The sequence below is a fragment of the Brevundimonas sp. 2YAF1 genome (genome assembly GCF_052114745.1).
GTDB lineage: Bacteria > Pseudomonadota > Alphaproteobacteria > Caulobacterales > Caulobacteraceae > Brevundimonas.
In genome coordinates this window covers 384,906-402,075 of record NZ_JBFRFI010000001.1, presented here as the reverse complement: position 1 = coordinate 402,075, position 17,170 = coordinate 384,906, and the positions used below count along the sequence as shown (strand labels likewise).

The 17,170-nt window shown below is 67.0% G+C and carries 8 protein-coding genes; all 8 read right to left on the bottom strand.

Features of this window, described 5'->3' with window-relative positions; all coding sequences use genetic code 11:
• Positions 1–3 precede the first annotated feature (3 nt).
• The 8 genes from AB4Y68_RS01830 to AB4Y68_RS01795 all read right to left on the bottom strand — a co-directional run bounded on the left by AB4Y68_RS01830 (position 4) and on the right by AB4Y68_RS01795 (position 17,118).
• Positions 4–3,213 carry an efflux RND transporter permease subunit gene (locus AB4Y68_RS01830; protein ID WP_441453536.1) on the bottom strand — a complete coding sequence of 1,070 codons (3,210 nt, stop codon included), beginning with the start codon at positions 3,211–3,213 and terminating at the stop codon, positions 4–6.
• Positions 3,210–6,296, bottom strand: a complete 3,087-nt coding sequence (locus AB4Y68_RS01825; protein WP_441453534.1) for an efflux RND transporter permease subunit — start codon at positions 6,294–6,296, stop codon at positions 3,210–3,212. The genes AB4Y68_RS01830 and AB4Y68_RS01825 overlap by 4 nt, the downstream gene beginning before the upstream one ends.
• Positions 6,293–7,516, bottom strand: coding sequence for an efflux RND transporter periplasmic adaptor subunit (locus AB4Y68_RS01820; protein ID WP_441453532.1), 1,224 nt, complete (start codon positions 7,514–7,516; stop codon positions 6,293–6,295). Before AB4Y68_RS01820 ends, AB4Y68_RS01825 begins: the two co-directional genes overlap by 4 nt.
• 301 nt (positions 7,517–7,817) lie before the next feature.
• Positions 7,818–8,858 carry a phosphogluconate dehydrogenase (NAD(+)-dependent, decarboxylating) gene (gene gnd, locus AB4Y68_RS01815; RefSeq protein WP_441453530.1) on the bottom strand — a complete coding sequence of 347 codons (1,041 nt, stop codon included), beginning with the start codon at positions 8,856–8,858 and terminating at the stop codon, positions 7,818–7,820.
• A gap of 7 nt (positions 8,859–8,865) precedes the next feature.
• A complete protein-coding gene (locus AB4Y68_RS01810) occupies positions 8,866–11,718 on the bottom strand; it encodes a bifunctional transaldolase/phosoglucose isomerase (protein WP_441453528.1) in 2,853 nt (950 codons plus the stop codon).
• Positions 11,715–13,778, bottom strand: a complete 2,064-nt coding sequence (gene tkt, locus AB4Y68_RS01805) for a transketolase (protein WP_441453526.1) — start codon at positions 13,776–13,778, stop codon at positions 11,715–11,717. Before tkt ends, AB4Y68_RS01810 begins: the two co-directional genes overlap by 4 nt.
• Before the next feature lie 173 nt (positions 13,779–13,951).
• Complete coding sequence (gene pdeM, locus AB4Y68_RS01800; protein WP_441453524.1) at positions 13,952–14,680, bottom strand: ligase-associated DNA damage response endonuclease PdeM; 729 nt, start codon at positions 14,678–14,680, stop codon at positions 13,952–13,954.
• The gene (locus AB4Y68_RS01795) at positions 14,677–17,118 is read right to left on the bottom strand and encodes a ligase-associated DNA damage response DEXH box helicase (protein WP_441453523.1); all 2,442 of its coding nucleotides are present in this window, start codon (positions 17,116–17,118) and stop codon (positions 14,677–14,679) included. Before AB4Y68_RS01795 ends, pdeM begins: the two co-directional genes overlap by 4 nt.
• Between the last annotated feature and the right edge of the window lie 52 nt (positions 17,119–17,170).

Below are 17,170 nucleotides of genomic sequence, written 5' to 3'. Positions count from 1 at the left end.
TTCCTAGGCGGTTCCAAGGGGGGATGGAGTAGCGGTAGGCGCGGCTCGCGCCGCCCTGGCGCGCGGGCTCCCGAGACGGTCCAGGTAGAGGAAGACCACCGGCGTGGTGAGCAGGGTCAGCAACTGGCTGGCCACCAGACCGCCGATAATGGCTATGCCGAGGGGTTGACGGAGTTCGGCCCCGTCGCCGAAGCCGATGGCCAGGGGCAGGGCGCCGAGGGCGGCCGCCAGGGTGGTCATCAGGATGGGGCGGAACCGCAGCATCGACGCCTCGCCGATGGCGTCACGCGCGCTCAACCCACGTTGGCGCTGGGCGTTGATGGCGAAGTCGATGATCAGGATGGCGTTCTTCTTGACGATGCCGATAAGCAGGATCAGCCCGATCAGGGCGATGATCGAAAACTCCATCTTGAAGGCCATCAGGGCGATCACGGCCCCGATCCCCGCCGAGGGCAGGGTCGACAGGACGGTGAGCGGGTGGATCAGACTTTCGTAGAGGACGCCGAGGACGAGATAGACCGCCAGTATGCCGGCGAGGATCAACAGCGGCTGGCTGTTCAGCGAGTCCTGAAACGCCTTGGCCGCGCCCTGGAAACTGCCTTGAACATTGGACGGCATATGGATTTCGGCTTCCGCGGCGGCGATCGCCGCCCTGGCGTCGCTGAGGGATTTTCCAGGTGGAAGGTTGAACGAAATGGTCGTCGCCAGCTGGCCGTCCTGATGGTTGATCGTCGTCGGTGCGGCCGAGTCGGAAAAACTGGCGAAGGCCGCGAGCGGCGCTGTCTTGCGCGGGGTCAGGGTCAGGGCGGATCCCTGGGAGGCGTTGCGGACAGGCGAGGCCGTCGGGCCGGTGCTCGCTTGAACCGAACCGGCCGCCAGAACCGTCGCCCCGCCGCTGACGGGCACATGGACGTCGTACAGGGCCGAGGGATCGCGGGCGTACTGGGGGGCGACCTCCTGGACGATATGGTACTGGTTGAGGTTCTTGTAGATCGTGGACACCTGCCGCTGGCCGAAGGCGTCGTAGAGGACGTTGTCGAGCGTCGCCGAATTGATCCCCAGGCGAGCGGCGGCGGTCCGGTCGATCATGACATAGGATTCCAGGCCGTTGGGTTGGGCGTTGGAATTGACGTCGACAAGGTCAGGGCGCCGGCTCATGGCGTCGGCCAGGGCCCCCGCCCAGGTCGCCAGATCGGCGGCGTTGTCGCTCTTCAGGGTGTACTGATATGCGGCGTTGCTTTGTCGCGCCCCGATGGTGACGTCCTGAACCGGGCTGAGGAACAGCGTCGCACCGCTGACGTGCATCAGCCTAGGGCGTAGTCGAGCGATGACGGTCTGGCTGCTGTCCTTGCGACCGGGCTTGGGCTTCAGGGTGATGAAGACGAAGCCGCCGCCCGCCCGCGATCCTCCGGTGAAGCCGACCACGGATTGAACGGCGGGGTCCTGACCCACCACGTCCAGAATTTGCTTCAGCTTGCCCTGCATGGCCTGGAACGAGATGCTTTGGTCGGCCCTCAGGCCGCCGCTGATCTGGCCGGTGTCCTGGATAGGAAAGAAGCCCTTGGGCACGGCGGTAAACAGATAGACGTTCAGCCCAATCACAATGGCCAGGGCGCACAGCATCAACCGACCGTGATCCAGCGCCCATTCGAGCGCCGATCCATAGCCGTCGCGCACACGCTCAAAGCCCCGGTTCAACGCAGACGCTAGTCGGCCGGGCTGTTTGGCCTGGCGGGCGGGACGCAGAAGGAAGGCGCACATCATCGGCGTCGCCGTCAGCGAGATCACCAGCGAAATCAGCACCGCCGCCGCCAGGGTGACGGCGAACTCGCGGAACAGGCGGCCGACGATCCCTTCCATGAACAGCAGGGGGACGAAGACCGCCACCAGAGACAGGCTGATCGAGACGACGGTGAAGCCGACCTCGCGCGCGCCCAGCAAGGCGGCCTGGACGCGGTCCATGCCCCTTTCCAGATGGCGGCTGGTGTTCTCCAGAACTACGATGGCGTCGTCCACCACGAAGCCGGTCGCCACCGTCAGGGCCATCAGGCTGAGGTTGTTGAGGCTGAAGCCCAGCAGGAACATGACGCTGACAGCGCCGAGGATCGACACGGTCACGGCGACGGCGGGAATGATCGTGGCCCGGACGCTGCCCAGGAAGACGGCCACGACCAGCACGACCAGCACCAGAGCGATGAGCAGGGTGATCTCGACCTCCTTCAGCGAGGCCCGGGTCGTCAGCGTCCGGTCGGCGGCGACGGCCATTTCGATGTCGGCCGGCAGGCGCGTCTTCAGCAAGGGCAGGGCGGCCCTGACGCCGTCAGCGGTCTTGATGACATTGGCTCCGGGCTGGCGGCTGATCAGCGCCACGACAGCGGGTTCGCCGTTGTAGAGGCCCAGGGTGTGCAGGTCCTCGACGCTGTCGACCACCTCGGCCACATCGCTCAAACGCACCGGGGCCCCGTCGCGCCAGGCCAGGATCAGGTCGCGGAAATCGGCCGCCGACTGGCCCGTGTCGTTGGTGTAGATCTGAAAGGCGCGGGCGCCGTCCTCGATGACCCCCTTGGGGCGGTTCGGGTTGGCGGCGGTGATGGCGGCGCGTACGTCTTCCATGCCGATGCCGTATTGGCTCAGGGCATGAGGGTTCAGTTCGACGCGCACCGCAGGCAAAGAGCTTCCGCCCAACTCGACCGAGCCGACGCCGTCGATCTGCGACAGGGTCTGCTGGACGATGTTGGCGGCGGCCTCATAGATCTGGCCCGGGGTGCGGGTCTGGGATTGCAGGGCGATGATCATGACCGGAGCGTCGGCGGGATTGGTCTTGGCGTAACTGGGGTTGGCCTTCAGAGTCGTGGGCAGGTCGGCGCGCGCGGCGTTGATCGCCGCCATGACGTCGCGCGCTGCCCCGTTGATGTCGCGGCTGAGATCGAACTGCAGGGTGATCCGGCCTTGGCCGGTGGTGCTGGACGAGGTCAGTTCGCTGACGTTCGAGATCACGCCCAGGCGGCGTTCCAGCGGGGTGACGACGTTGGCGGCCATGGTCTGGGGACTGGCCCCCGGCAGGCTGGCCGAAACCGAAATCGTCGGAAAGTCGACCTGGGGCAGGGGCGCGACCGGCAGGTTGAAAAAGGCGGCGATGCCGGTCAGGGCCAGGCCGAGGGTCAGCAGGATGGTGCCGATCGGACGACGGACGAATGGCCCCGACAGGTTCATGCCGACGCCTCCTCGCCCAGGGCGGCTGGCGCTCGACGCCGGGTCAGGCGGTCGAAGGCCAGATAGACGACAGGCGTGGTGAACAGGGTCAGGGCTTGGCTGATGATCAACCCGCCGAAGATGGCGATGCCCAACGGGTGACGAAGTTCGGAGCCCACCCCCCATCCCAGCATCAGGGGCACGGCGGCGAACATGGCCGCCAGGGTTGTCATCAGGATCGGCCGCAGACGCAGCAGCGCGGCCTGATGGATCGCCTCGCGCGGCGGCTTGCCCTGGTCGCGCTCGGCGTCCAGGGCGAAGTCGATCATCATGATGGCGTTCTTCTTGACGATGCCGATCAGCAGAATGATCCCGATGACGCCGATCACCCCCAGGTCGTTGCCGGTCAGCATCAGAGCCAGCAGAGCCCCGATCCCGGCCGACGGCAGGGTCGACAGGATGGTCAGGGGGTGGATGAAGCTCTCATAGAGAACGCCCAGCACGATATAGACGCAGACGACGGCGGCCAGGATCAGCCAGAGCTCGTTCTGAAGCGAGTTCTCATAGGCGCTGGCGGCCCCCAGGAAGACAATCTGGACGCTGGGCGGAAGCCCGATGGATTGGGCCGTCTGGCGGATCTGACCGACCGCCGCGCCCAGCGAGGCGCCCGGCGCGACATTGAATCCTACGGTCGCGGCAGGAAACTGAGCCACATGGTTGACCTCCAGCGGCGCCGACCGCTCCTCGATGGCGGCGATTACGGACAGGGGCGTCGGCGCGCCAGTGGTCGGAACGTGCAGCAGGGCCAGGTCCGCGGGCGTGGACACCAGCGTCGGGTCGGCCTCCAGGATGACGCGATACTGGTTGGTTTCGTCGAAGATGGTCGAGACGATCCGCTGGCCGAAGGCGCTGTAGAGGGTCTCGTCCACCGTCGAGGCGGTGACGCCGAGCCGCGCCGCCGTATCCCGGTCGATGTTGACGTACGCGGCCAGACCGGACGCGCCCGCGTCGGTGACGACGTTCCTCAGCTTCGATCCGTCCTGCAGGGCGGCTGCGAGCTTCTGCGTCCAGAGGTCGACGGTCGCCTGGTCCGAGCCCTGCAGGGCGAAACGGTTCTGGGTCGGGCCGGTCTCGGCGTCGATGGTCAGGTCCTGAACCGGCTGAACATAGAGGACCACGCCCGGCACGGTCGCCGCCGCCTGCTTCAGTCGGTCCATGATCACGGCCTGGGAGGCGGTGCGATGGTCCTTGAGGTTGATCAGCATCCGCCCGACGCCCAGCAGGGAGGTGTTGACGCCGTCGACGCCGATGAAGGCGCTCAGTGAGGCCACGTCCGGGTCCTGCAACAGGACCTTGGCGACTGCCTGCTGGGTTTCGGCCATGCCGCCATAGGAGATGGAACGGGCGGCGCGCACCTCGGCCTGAAGCTGGCCGGTGTCCTGGGTCGGGAACAGGCCCTTGGGGATGACGATATAGAGCAGGGCGGTCAGGGCCAGGGTGACGGCGACCACTGCCAGCGTCGCGCCCTGACGGTCCAGCACCCAGTCCAGGGCGCGATCATAGCGGTACAGCAGGCGCTGGAAGACGTCCGGCTTGGCTTCGGTTTGCCCCTCCGGTCGGGACGGGCGCGGCTTGAGCCAATAGGCCGACAGCATCGGCGTCAACGTCAGGGACACCACGGCGGAAATGGCGATGGTGACGGCCAGGGTGACGGCGAACTCGCGGAACAGCCGCCCCACCACATCGCCCATGAACAGCAGGGGGATCAGCACCGCGATCAGCGACACGGTCAGCGAGACGATGGTGAAGCCGATCTGGCGGGCGCCGTTCAGGGCCGCCTCGAACGGTTTTTCGCCGGCCTCGATGCGGCGGGCGATGTTCTCGATCATGACGATGGCGTCGTCGACGACAAAGCCCGTGGCGATGGTCAGGGCCATCAGGCTGAGATTGTTGAGACTGAACCCCATCAGATACATGAAGCCGAAGGTCCCGATCAGCGAGATCGGCACGGCCAGGCCCGCGATCAGGGTCGCGGGGCCGCTGCGGAGGAAGGCGAAGATCACCGCCACGACAAAGGCGACGGCCAGCAGCATCTCGAACTCGACATCGCGGACGGAGGCGCGGATGCTGGTCGTGCGATCGCTCAGCACCTCGACCTTGAGCCCGGCGGGAAGACCGGTCGTCAGGTCGGGTAGGCGCGCCTTTACGGCGTCGACCGTCGCGATGACATTGGCCCCGGGTTGACGCTGGACGTTGACCAGGATCGCGGGGGTCAAATTCGCCCAGGCGCCCAGCCGCGCATTTTCGGCGCTGTCGATAACGCTGGCGACGTCCGATAGCCGGACGGCGGCTCCATCGCGATACAGCAGCACCATGTCCCGATAGTCCTGGGCCGTGGTCAACTGATCGTTGGCGTCGATCGTGTAGGCGCGGCTCGGGCCGTCGAAACCGCCCTTGGCCCCGCTGGCCGCGCCGCTGGCGATCGCGGTGCGCAGGGCGTCGATGGTCAGGCCGTAGGATGCAAGCCGCTGGGTGTCGACCTGAACCCTGACGGCTGGCCTGGCGCCGCCGCTGAGCGACACCAGACCCACGCCGCCGACCTGGGAAATCTTCTGGGCCAGATGAGTGTCGACCAGGGTCTCCACCTGGGTCAAAGGCAGGGTGGCGGAGGTGATCGCGAGGGTCAGGACGGGGGCGTCGGCCGGGTTGACCTTGGCATAGATGGGCGGTGCCGGCAGATCGGCGGGCAGCAGGCTTCCCGCCGCATTGATGGCCGCCTGGACCTCTTGCTCGGCCACGTCAAGCGACAGGGACAGATCGAACTGCAAGGTGATCGCCGAGGCGCCCGCCGCGCTGGTCGAACTCATTCGGCCAAGGCCCGACATCTGGCCGAACTGGCGTTCCAGCGGGGCGGTGACGGTGTTGGCCATCACTTCCGGGCTGGCGCCGGGATAGAGAGTCTGGACCTGGATGGTCGGGTAGTCGACCTGGGGCAGGGCGGAGAGCGGCAGCAGGCGAAACGCCGCCAGTCCCGCCAGCACCAGCGCCGCCATCATCAGTGCGGTCGCAACCGGACGCAGGATGAAGGGGCCCGAGATATTCATCGGCCTGGGTGTTGGTGGGTCGCAGAGTTTGGGTTTCCCGCGTTCGACAGAACCACCTGTGCGCCGTCCGTCAGTTGATCGCCGCCGGCCGTGACCACCTGTTCCCCGACGGCGAGTCCCTGGCTGATCGAGACGAGGTCGCCGCTGGTCGGGCCGCGGCGGACGGAACGGAAGGTGGCCTTGGAGGCTGGGCTGACGACATAGACGAAATCGCCCCTGGGCCCGGTGCGAACGGCTGCGGACGGGACGAGGACGACATCCTCCTGAACCTCGAGCAGCAGCCGCGTATTGACGAACTGGCCGGGGAAGAGGGCGCCGTCCGTATTGGCGAAGCGGGCCTTGGCCTTCACCGTGCCGGTGGCGGCGTCCACGGCGTTGTCCAGGGTCAGGAACTGTCCCTGAGCCAGGACGCGGGTGCGGGTTTCGTCCAGGGCGGTCGCGGGCGGCGACGACCCCGCCGCCAAGCGGGTGCGGATGCGCGTCAGGTCCTGCTGCGGAACCGAAAATTCGACGTCGATGGGGGTCAGTTGCGCAATCGTGGCGACGCCGCCGCCGGCTGGCGTGACATAGGCGCCCAGATCCGCCGTCCGCAGTCCGATCCGGCCGCTGACTGGGGCCGAGACCCGGCTGAAGGTCAGGTTCAGCCTTGCTGCGCCGATGGCGGCGCGATCGCCGGCTACGGCGCCCGCCAGTTGCTTGACGGTCGCGGCCTGGGTGTCGACATCCTGGCCGGCGATTGAGTCCTGCGCCGACAGGGTGCGGTAACGGTCCAGGGTCAGCTGGGCGATTTGAAGCTGCGCCTCGTCGCGGGCGAGGGCGGCTTCGGCCTGTTGCAGGGCCAGTTGGAACGGGCGCGGGTCGATCACGACCAGAGGCGCGCCCTTGGCGACGATCTGGCCCTCCCGATAGAGGACGGCGGCGATCACGCCTGAAACCTGCGGCTGTACCGCCACCTCGGCCAGAGGCGTGACCGTGCCGAGCGCATCGACCTGGATCGGGACCGACCCCTTGGTCGCCGCCGCCACGGCGACAGCCAGGGGCGGCTTGTGGCCCGCGCGCGCCTTGTCCGCGTTGGAATTTCGATGGGTCAGAAACCAGGCCAGGGCCAGAAGCGCCGCTATGGACAGGAGCAGAATCCAGATCCCTCGCTTTCGGCCGACGCGCCCGCGTCTTTCAGCGTCGGTCGTCGAGCGTTCAGGGGCGGCGGGATGTTCGTCCATGGTGCCTGACTGAAATGTCTGTGCAGCGTGGGATCAGAGGGAAGGCGCTCACTAATTGGCGCGTTAAGGCGAGGGGCTGGCGGAGATCAGAAGAACACGTCGGCGGGCTTTGGCCAAGGCTTAGGGAGAGATTGCAAAAACGAAGATATGCGACGCTAGATCGTCGGGATGCGCAGGGATGATCTGACCGCAGGTTTGTTCGCCGGGCTGATGTCGCCGGGGGCGGTGGCGGGAAAGGCGCTTTGCTCTGAAGACTTAAGCTGACAGGTCGCATGCGAGCTAACGCATCGCTGGACACGTCCTAGTCCGGCCCGGGCTTCGACGGCGCTCGCCCTGCGGCGCCCGATGCGGGCGCGGGATCAATCGCCTCGGCGCCTTCGATATGGCCGCCGAAGCCGAAGCGCATGGCCGACAGCATCCGGTCGGCGAAGGTGTGGTCCCGGCGCGAGCGGAAGCGTGCATAGAGGGCGGTGGACAGCACGTCCGCTGGTACCGCTTCCTCGATGGCGGCCTCCACGGTCCAGCGGCCTTCTCCGGAATCCTGAACGAAGCCGGAATACTCGTTGAGTTGCTCGTCCTTGACCAAAGCCGCGGCCCCCAGGTCGAGCAACCAGGAGGTAATCACGCTGCCGCGCCGCCAAACCTCGGCGATATCCGCCAGATTCAGGGTGTAGCGTTCGTCCTCCGCTAGATCCTCGGAGATCTTGTTGCGCAGGATGTTGAAGCCCTCGGCATAGGCCTGCATCAACCCATACTCGATGCCGTTGTGCACCATCTTGACGAAGTGCCCTGCGCCGGCGGGACCCGCATGGATGTAGCCGCGCTCGGCCTGGCAAACCTCGCCGGTGCGCCCGAGCGTGCGGGGGATGTGGCCGACACCGGGGGCCAGGGCCTCAAAGATCGGGTCGAGACGGGCGACGGCCTCCTGGGGTCCGCCTATCATCATGCTATAGCCGCGCTCCAGGCCCCAGACCCCGCCCGAGGTGCCGCAGTCGACATAGGCGACACCCTTTTCGCCTAGGAGTTTGGCCCGGCGGATGTCGTCCTTGTAGAAGCTGTTGCCGCCGTCGATGATCGTGTCGCCGGTCTCAAGCAAATCGCGCAATTGATGGACAGTCTCTTCGGTGGCCTGTCCGGCGGGTAGCATGAGCCACACCGCGCGCGGCTTTTGCAGCTTGCCGACCAGGTCCGCCAGCGAGTCGGCGGCCGTGGCGCCCTCCTTGGCCAGGACGTCGCGCGCCTTAGCGTCCAGGGCATAGACCACGCAACTGTGCCCAGCCGCCATCAAACGGCGGGACATATTGCCCCCCATGCGTCCAAGTCCGATCATCGCGATCTGCATGGGGCCGTCACTCCTTCGAGCGGCGCGGTTGCGCGAGCGCCGCGTCCAGGGCTTGGGCCAACTCGGCTAGCCCAGCGTCGACATCGGTCAGATGAACGCGGAGCGCCCGTCGGCCGCGTTCGACCAGCACCTCCAGATCGCCGCGCGCCTGCGCCGCCTTGACCACGCCAAAGCTGTAGCCGTGGCCCGGCACATGGATGTCGGCCGGGTCGTCGCAGGTGAGTTGCAGGAATAGGCCGCTGTTGGGTCCGCCCTTGTAGGTCTGGCCGGTCGAATGCAGGAAGCGCGGCCCGAAGCCCAGGCAGGTTGCGGCCCGGGTCTTGTCGCGGATACGGGCCCGGATCGCGGTCAGCGCCTGGCTGTGGCGCTCGTTGCGCTCGATATAGGCCAGGAGCGCCACGTAGTCGCCCGCGTGAAGACGGTCCAGATGGCTCTTCAGGTAGCCCGACAGGCTGTGGTGCCGGCCAAGGTTGGCGGCGTTGCGCGGATCGGCGTAGAGGGCGACCCCCTTGCCGCGAAACAGCGGCGCCTCTTCGGGCAGGCTTTGCGACGTCTCATAGGCCTTGGTCAGGGCCTTGGTCTTGGCCTTGCTGGCCTCGACATCGAGCTGGTCGAACGGGTTGATGGCGATGATCGCTCCGGCCACAGCCACGGCGATCTCCCAGCGGAAGAACTCCTGGCCGAGGCGCCAGATGTCCTTGATCGTGATGCGTACGACGGGGTGGCCGGCCTGCTCCAGTGCTTGCACCGCCTGGCGCAGTGCGGCCTCGCCCCGACCGTCCAGCTCGATATAGGCGAACAGCCGGTCTTGGCCGTAAAGGTCGGGGGAGGCCAGCGGTTCGTCGGCCAGGGGGACGAGGCCGCGTTCCTGCTTGCCGGTGCTCTCGGCCAGGAGCTGCTCCAGCCAGGCGCCGAGAGGCTCGATGCCCGGCGAAGTGATGATCGTCACCTTGTCGCGGCCGAACTGCCTGGCGGCCACGCCCAGCAGAACTCCAAGCTGCACGCTTGGATTTTCCGCAGGTGGGACGTCGGGTCCGCAGGCGTGCTGCATCGGCTGGGTGGTGCGAAGCAGGCGTGCAACATCCAGGCCCATGGCCGCCGCCGGCGCCAGGCCGAAATTGGACAGCACCGAATAGCGCCCGCCGATGGAGGGCGCGCCGTAGAAGATATGGCTAAAGCCCAAGGTTCTAGCGCGCGTCTCCAGCGAAGACCCGGGGTCGGTTACGGCGATGAACTGCTCGCCCGCCTTGCCCTTGTCCTGGCCCCGCACCGCGACCACGCGGTCCATGAAGTAGTCCAAGAAGATATTGGGCTCCAACGTGCCGCCAGATTTGGAAGAGACGATGAACAGGGTCCGGCCGATATCGACCGCCTGTTCGACGGTCTTGATCTGGGCCGGATCGGTGCTGTCGAGCATATGGAAACGCGGCGCGCCGGGCTGGCGGCCGAAGGTCTCGCCCAGGACGGCCGGCCCCAGGCTGGAGCCACCCATGCCCAGCAACAGCACGTCGGTGAACCCGCGCTGCTGGACGTCCTTGGCCAGGGCCTGCAGCGGTGCGAGCTCGGCCAGCGCCTCGTCCACCGCGTCCAGCCAACCCATCCACTGGTCCTCGTCGGCATCGCTCCACAGCGTCTTGTCCCCGGCCCAGAGCCGGCGAATGCGGCCGTCCTTTCGCCACGCCTCCATCATCCTGGTCACGGCAGCCTCCAGTTCAGGCGAGCCGCAGACGATCTGCTGGTTGGAGCCTTCGCCGTTCAGTTGGCTGCGCTGGCGGGCGATGACGGCGAACAGCCTGTCGAAGGCGTCGGCGAACTGCTGGACGCCATCGGCGACCAGGGCGTTGGTGACGGCCTTCATCGACACGCCCTGCTGCTCCAGCGCCACGAGCAAGGCGCGGGCCTCGTCCACGCCCTGTTCGATGGCGTCGGCCGTGGCGACGCCATGATCGCGGAAGGCGTCCATGGTCGCGGGCGGCAAGGTGTCCACGGTGTCGAGACCGATCACCGCCTCGGCATAGAGGGTATCCTTGTAGGTCGGGTTCTTGGTGCTGGTGGAGGCCCATAGCAGGCGCTGGGTCTTGGCCCCGGCTGCGGCCAGGGCTTGCCAGCGCGGGCCGGAGAACAGAGCCTGGTAGCGGCTATAGGCCAGTGTGGCGCTGGCTATGGCCGCCTTGCCGCGTAGCCCATCCGCCAAGGCCTTGTCGTTCAGCTTGTCCAGCCGCTTGTCGACCGCAATGTCGATGCGGCTGAGGAAGAAGCTGGCGACGCTGGCGATCTTGGACAGGTCGCCGCCCGCCCGTTGCCACTGCTCGAGCCCGGACAGATAGGCCTCGACCACCTGTTCATAGGCGTCCAGGGAAAACAGCAGGGTGATGTTGATGTTCAATCCACGCCCGGTCAGCTCGCGGATCGCGGGGATGCCGGCGGGCGTCGCCGGAACCTTGATCATGACGTTGGGTCGATCCAGCGCTTGATGCAGACGCAGGGCTTCGACGATGGTCCCTTGGGTGTCGTTGGCCAGATAGGGCGAGCATTCCAGGCTGATGTAGCCGTCCCGGCCCTCGGTCTGTTCAAAGACCGGGCGCAGAACCGCGGCGGCCGCCTGGATGTCTTCGATGGCCAGGTGTTCGTAGATGTCCGCGACGCTGTGGTCCGCGTCGGCCTGAAACGCCTTGATGGCGTCGGCGTATTCGTCGCTCTCGGCGATGGCCTTCTCGAAGATCGAGGGGTTGGAGGTCACGCCCTTCAGCCCATCATTGTCGACCAGGGCCTTCAGGCCGCCCGTCTGGATCAGGCTGCGCTTCAGATAGTCCAGCCAGATCGCCTGGCCGCAGGCCTCAAGCTGCCGCAACGGGTTCATGCGCCTTGTCCCTTTGCTTGCGCCAACTGGGCCTTGGCGGCTTCGACCACCGCGTCCGGCGTGAATCCGAACCGGGCCATCAGGTCCTTGGCGGGGGCCGACGCCCCGAAGCAGCGCATACCGATCCTGGCGCCGTCGGCCCCGACGTAGCGGTCCCAGCCGATCACAGAGCCGGCTTCCACTGACACGCGCGCCGTGACGTGGGGCGGCAGCACCCCGTCGCGATAGGTCTGGTCCTGTTGCTCGAACAACTCCCACGACGGCATGCTGACGACCCGGGCGGCCACGCCTTGGTGTTTGAGGGTCTCGAAGGCCTTCACGCAGACGCTGACTTCGCTGCCCGTGCCGATCAGGATCACGTCAGGGTCTTTGTCCTGGGCGTCCGCCATGACATAGGCGCCGCAGGCCAGCCCCTGGGCAGAGCCGTAGAGCGAGCGGTCGAAGGTCGGCAGCGCCTGACGGCTTAGCACCAGGCAAGCTGGCTGATGCTTGAGTCCGCCGATGACCCACCAGGCCTCGACCACCTCGTTGGCGTCTGCCGGCCGCAGGACGACGAGGTTTGGAATGGCGCGCAGGCCAACAAGCTGTTCGACCGACTGATGGGTCGGACCATCCTCGCCGAGGCCGATGGAGTCGTGGGTATAGATATAGACGACAGGCAGTTGCATCAGCGCGGCGAGGCGGATGGCCGGCTTCATGTAGTCGGAGAAGATCAGGAAGCTGGAGCCGTAGGCGCGCAGCCCGGAGAGCGCCAGGCCGCTGAGGATGGCCCCCATGGCGTGCTCGCGAATGCCGAAATGCAGGTTGCGGCCGCCGTATGAGCCGGCTTCGAAACTGCCGGCCGTCTCGAAGGTGAGGTTGGTCTTGGTCGAGGGCGACAGGTCCGCCGAGCCGCCGATCAGCCAGGGATAGCGCGGCGCGATGGCGTTGATCGCCTTGGCCGACGACTCGCGGCTGGCCATGCCCTTGGCGTCGGCGAGGAAGTTGGGGAGGTCGGCGTCCCAGCCCACCGGCGGCTCGCCCTTGGCCATCTGGTCCAGTTGCTCGGCCAGGTCTGGATGCTGCGCACGATAGGCGTCGTAGCCTTTCTGCCAGGCCATTCGCACCTGCCGGCCGCGCAGGCCGATGCCGGCGTCGAAATGCTCGCGCACGCCCTCGGGGACGAGGAACTGGGCGTCTTCCGGCCAACCGTAGCTGCGCTTGGCCAGGCGGACCTCTTCCTCGCCCAGGGGCTCGCCATGGGCGGAGCTGGTGTCCTGCTTATGCGGCGCGCCATAGCCGATATGACTATCGACAATGATCAGGGTGGGCGTGGTCTCGGTGTCGCGGAACTGCGCAAGGGCCTCGGCTATCCGCTGGGTGTCGTTGGCGTCGCCGACATGGATCACGTTCCAGCCGTAGGCGAGGAAACGCGCCCCGACATCCTCGGTGAAGGCCAGATCCGTGTGACCTTCGATGGTGATGTTGTTGGCGTCGTAGATCCAGCAGAGGTTGCCCAGCATCAGGTGGCCGGCGATCGAGGCGGCCTCGCTGCTGACCCCTTCCATCAGGTCGCCGTCGCTGCACAGGACATAGACGTCGTGGTCGAAGACGGCGAAGTCGGGCTGGTTGAAATGCTTGGCCAGCCAGCGCTCGGCGATGGCCATGCCGACGCTGTTCCCGCAGCCCTGACCGAGCGGACCGGTCGTCGTCTCAACGCCCGTCGTGTGGCCATACTCCGGATGACCCGGGCATTTGCTGTCCAACTGGCGGAAGGCCTTGATGTCGTCGAGCGAGACGGCGGGGGCGTCCAGAAGCTCCTGATCCGGGCCCGTCGCCATGACCCCGGCCAGATGCAACATCGAGTAGAGCAGCATCGAGGCGTGGCCGTTGGACAGCACGAAGCGGTCGCGGTTCAGCCACAACGGGTCGGTGGGATCGTAGCGCAAGAAGCGCTGCCACAGGGTGTAGATCACGGGCGCCAAGGCCATCGGCGTGCCGGGGTGGCCGGACTCGGCCTTTTGTACGGCATCCATCGACAAGGTGCGGATGGTGTCGATGCAAAGGCGGTCGATGGTCATGACACCCTGTTTCGCCTCGTCGCAATCCGGCTGCCCCATTTCGAAACTCACGGGGGAAAGCGAAGTTGCAGCGGCCGGAGAAGGCGCCTGCGGAATAAGCTTGCAGCGCCAAGCGGCAAACCGACGCCTGAAGCCGGAATCAGAGATCCGGGTTTCTTTGAATTTCAGCTAGTTCAGCGGGTGAAGGCGGCGCGATCAGGTCTCAAATGTTCATGGGCCACCGCCGTCACGCGCCGCCCGAGAGCGAAGCCGACGGGGAGGGCTTCGAACAGGGGCGTGAAGGCCTCGTCACGCAAGTTCAATCCACCGGCATAGGCGCCGAAGGCGGGCAGGATCAGGCGGCGACCGTCCGAGGCGAAGCAACGGCGCCGCACGCTGCCCGCGGGGCCGTGGATGCGAGCACAGGGGTGCAGGTGTCCGGCGACCTCGCCGAGTGCGGGATAGGGGGAGGGATCGTGGCGGAGGGTCAATCCGGCGACCGCGACAACCGCCGCCGTCTCGCCGCCCAGGTCGCCGGCGCCGTCGGGGTCGTGGTTGCCGCAGACCCAGATCAGCCGTAGCCGATCCGCCAGGGCGGCGATCCGCGCCCGCTCTGATGAGGCGATGCGGGTCTCCGCGTCGCCGTCGTGCAGGGTGTCGCCCAGCAGGACGACCGAGCGAGGCGCCAGTGCGCCGACCTCGCGCTCCAGCCGGTCCAGGGTCTCACGCGTGTCGTAGGGCGGCAGCAACTGACCTCGTGCGGCGTAGGCTGAACCCTTTTCCAGGTGCAGGTCCGCGACGACCAGCATCCGTTCCTGCGCCAGCCAAAGAGCGCCTGAGGCCCGCAGCACGACCTCGACGTTGGCGACGCGGATGGTCAGGGCGCCGTCGTCGGTCGCCGCGCCGATCCCCAAAGCGGTCAAGACATGGCCTCGTCTATTAGGGCGGCGTCCTCCAGCATCATGTCGACCGCCGAAGTCCCCGGCGCCCGCTCTTTTCCGATCTCCATCAGCAGGGGAACGGCAAAGGGGGACAGATGCGCCAGCCGCTCGACGCGGATGCGGCCGGATATCCGCGTCAGCAGTTCGCCCAAACGCGCGACGTCCAACAGGCCTCGCGCTGCATCTTCGCGCGCGCAGGACAGCAGCAGATGGTCGGGGTCGTGTCGGCGCAGGGTGTCGTAGATCAGGTCCGCCGAGAAGGTGACCTGACGGTTGTTTTTCTCATGCCCCGGCATACGTCGCTCGATCAGGCCGGCGATCAGAGCGCACTCCTTGAAGGCGCGTTTCATCATGAAGCTTTCGTCCAGCCAGGCTTCCAGATCATCCCCCAGCATGTCCTGCTGGAACAGGGCGTCGAAATCGAGGCCGTCCATCGACCGCATGGCCCAGACGCACAGGGCGTAGTCGTTGGCCAGATAGCCGATCGGTCCGACCCCGGCGCGGTCCAGCCGCCGCGTGACCAACATGGCCAGGGTGGTGTGCGCCAGGCGCCCCTCGAACGGATAGCAGATCATGAAATGCCGTTTGCCCCGGCTGAAGGTCTCGACCAGCAGATCGTCTTCGCCCGGGAGGCTGGAATGCTCCTTCTGGGCGTGCAGCCATTCGCAGACGTCGGGCGGCAGGCGCGACCAGGAGGCCTCGTCGCTCATCATCTGTCGTACCCGCTTGGCCAGATAGGTCGACAGGGGGAATTTCGAGCCGCCCCAACTGGGGACCTTGGGCTCTGTTTCCGCCGAGCGGGTGACGATGGCGTCGGCGCCCTCGACCCCTTCAAAGCGCCAGACCTGGCCGGCGAACAGGAAGCTGTCGCCTGGCGAAAGTTGCTCGAAATAGGCTTCCTCGGCCTGGCCGATCTTGCGGCCGGCGCCGCGCCGTCCAGGCAGGCGGATGTTCAGCGTCTGGGCGGTGACTATGACGCCGACGTTCATGCGGTGACGCCGCGCCATCTCCTCAGTGCGGACCCGCCACAGGCCGTCAGGACCTCGGATCAGACGCCGGAAGCGGTCATAGGTCCTGAGCGCATAGCCGCCGGTCGAAACGAAATCGACGACCTGTTCGTAGGCCTCCCACGTCAGGTCGGCATAGGGCGCGGCGCGGGTCACCTCGGCGTAGAGCGCCTCCAGATCGAACGGCTCCGAGCAGCCACAGCCCATGACGTGCTGGGCCAGGACGTCCCGGGCGCCGGTGCGGGGCGGATCGCCGTCCAGGGCGTTCTCGGCCACGGCCTCCGCCGCCGCCTGGCACTCGAGCATCTCGAACCGGCTGGCGGGCACGAGGACGGCGCGCGAGGGCTCGTCCAGCCGGTGGTTGGCCCGGCCGATCCGCTGCACCAGTCGCGACGAGCCCTTGGGCGCGGCCAATTGGATGACCAGGTCCACCGATCCCCAGTCGATACCCAGGTCCAGCGTCGAGGTGCAGACCACGGCCCTTAATTCGTTGCGCGCCATCGCCGCCTCGACACGCCGACGCTGTTCGGCCGACAGGCTGCCGTGGTGCAGGGCTATGGGCAGATTGTCGTCGTTCAGCCGCCACAGTTCCTGGAAGGCGAACTCGGCCTGCCAGCGGGTGTTGACGAAGACCAGGGTCGTGCGCGCGCTCTTGATGGTCTCATAGACCTCGGCCATCGCGTGCTGGGCGGTGTGGCCGGCCCAGGGCACGCGGTTCTCGGACAGCAGGACCTCCAGCTGCGGCGGCGCGCCCGGCTGGCCGAAAACGATGTCGTCGCCCCGGTCCGACAGCCAGCGCCGCACGCGCGCTGGATCGTCCACCGTCGCCGACAGGCCGACGCAGCGCAGGTGCGGCGCGAAGGTCCGCAGACGGGCCAGCCCCAGCGACAGCAGGTCGCCGCGCTTGGAGCCGTGGATGGCATGAATCTCGTCGATCACCACGCAGCGCAGATTCTCGAAATAGCCGCGCGCGCCCTCCCAGGCGCAGAACAGGGCCAGCTGTTCCGGCGTGGTCAGCAGGATGTCGGGCGGCGCGACCCTCTGGCGCTGGCGTCGGGCCTGGCCGGTGTCGCCGGTGCGAGACTCGACCACGATGGGCAGGTCCATCTCGCGCACCGGGGTCAGCAGGTTGCGCTCCACGTCGACGGCCAGCGCCTTCAGCGGGGATATGTAGAGGGTATGGACGGACTTGGGCCCGTTGCGCGGCCCGCGCTGGGCCAGGTCGATCAGGCTGGGCAAGAAGCCGGCCAGGGTCTTGCCCCCGCCGGTCGGCGCGACCAGCAGGACGTCGGCGTCTGCGTCAGCCTTTTCGATCATGGCCAACTGATGCGCGCGCGCCGACCAGCCGCGTCCGGCGAACCAGTCGCGGAAACGGGGCGGCAGGAGATCGGGAGCGGAGACGCTGAGATCCAAGTCGGCGGGTCCTGAGGGCGAAGCGACGAATATAGGGGCGTTCCCCTTCCGT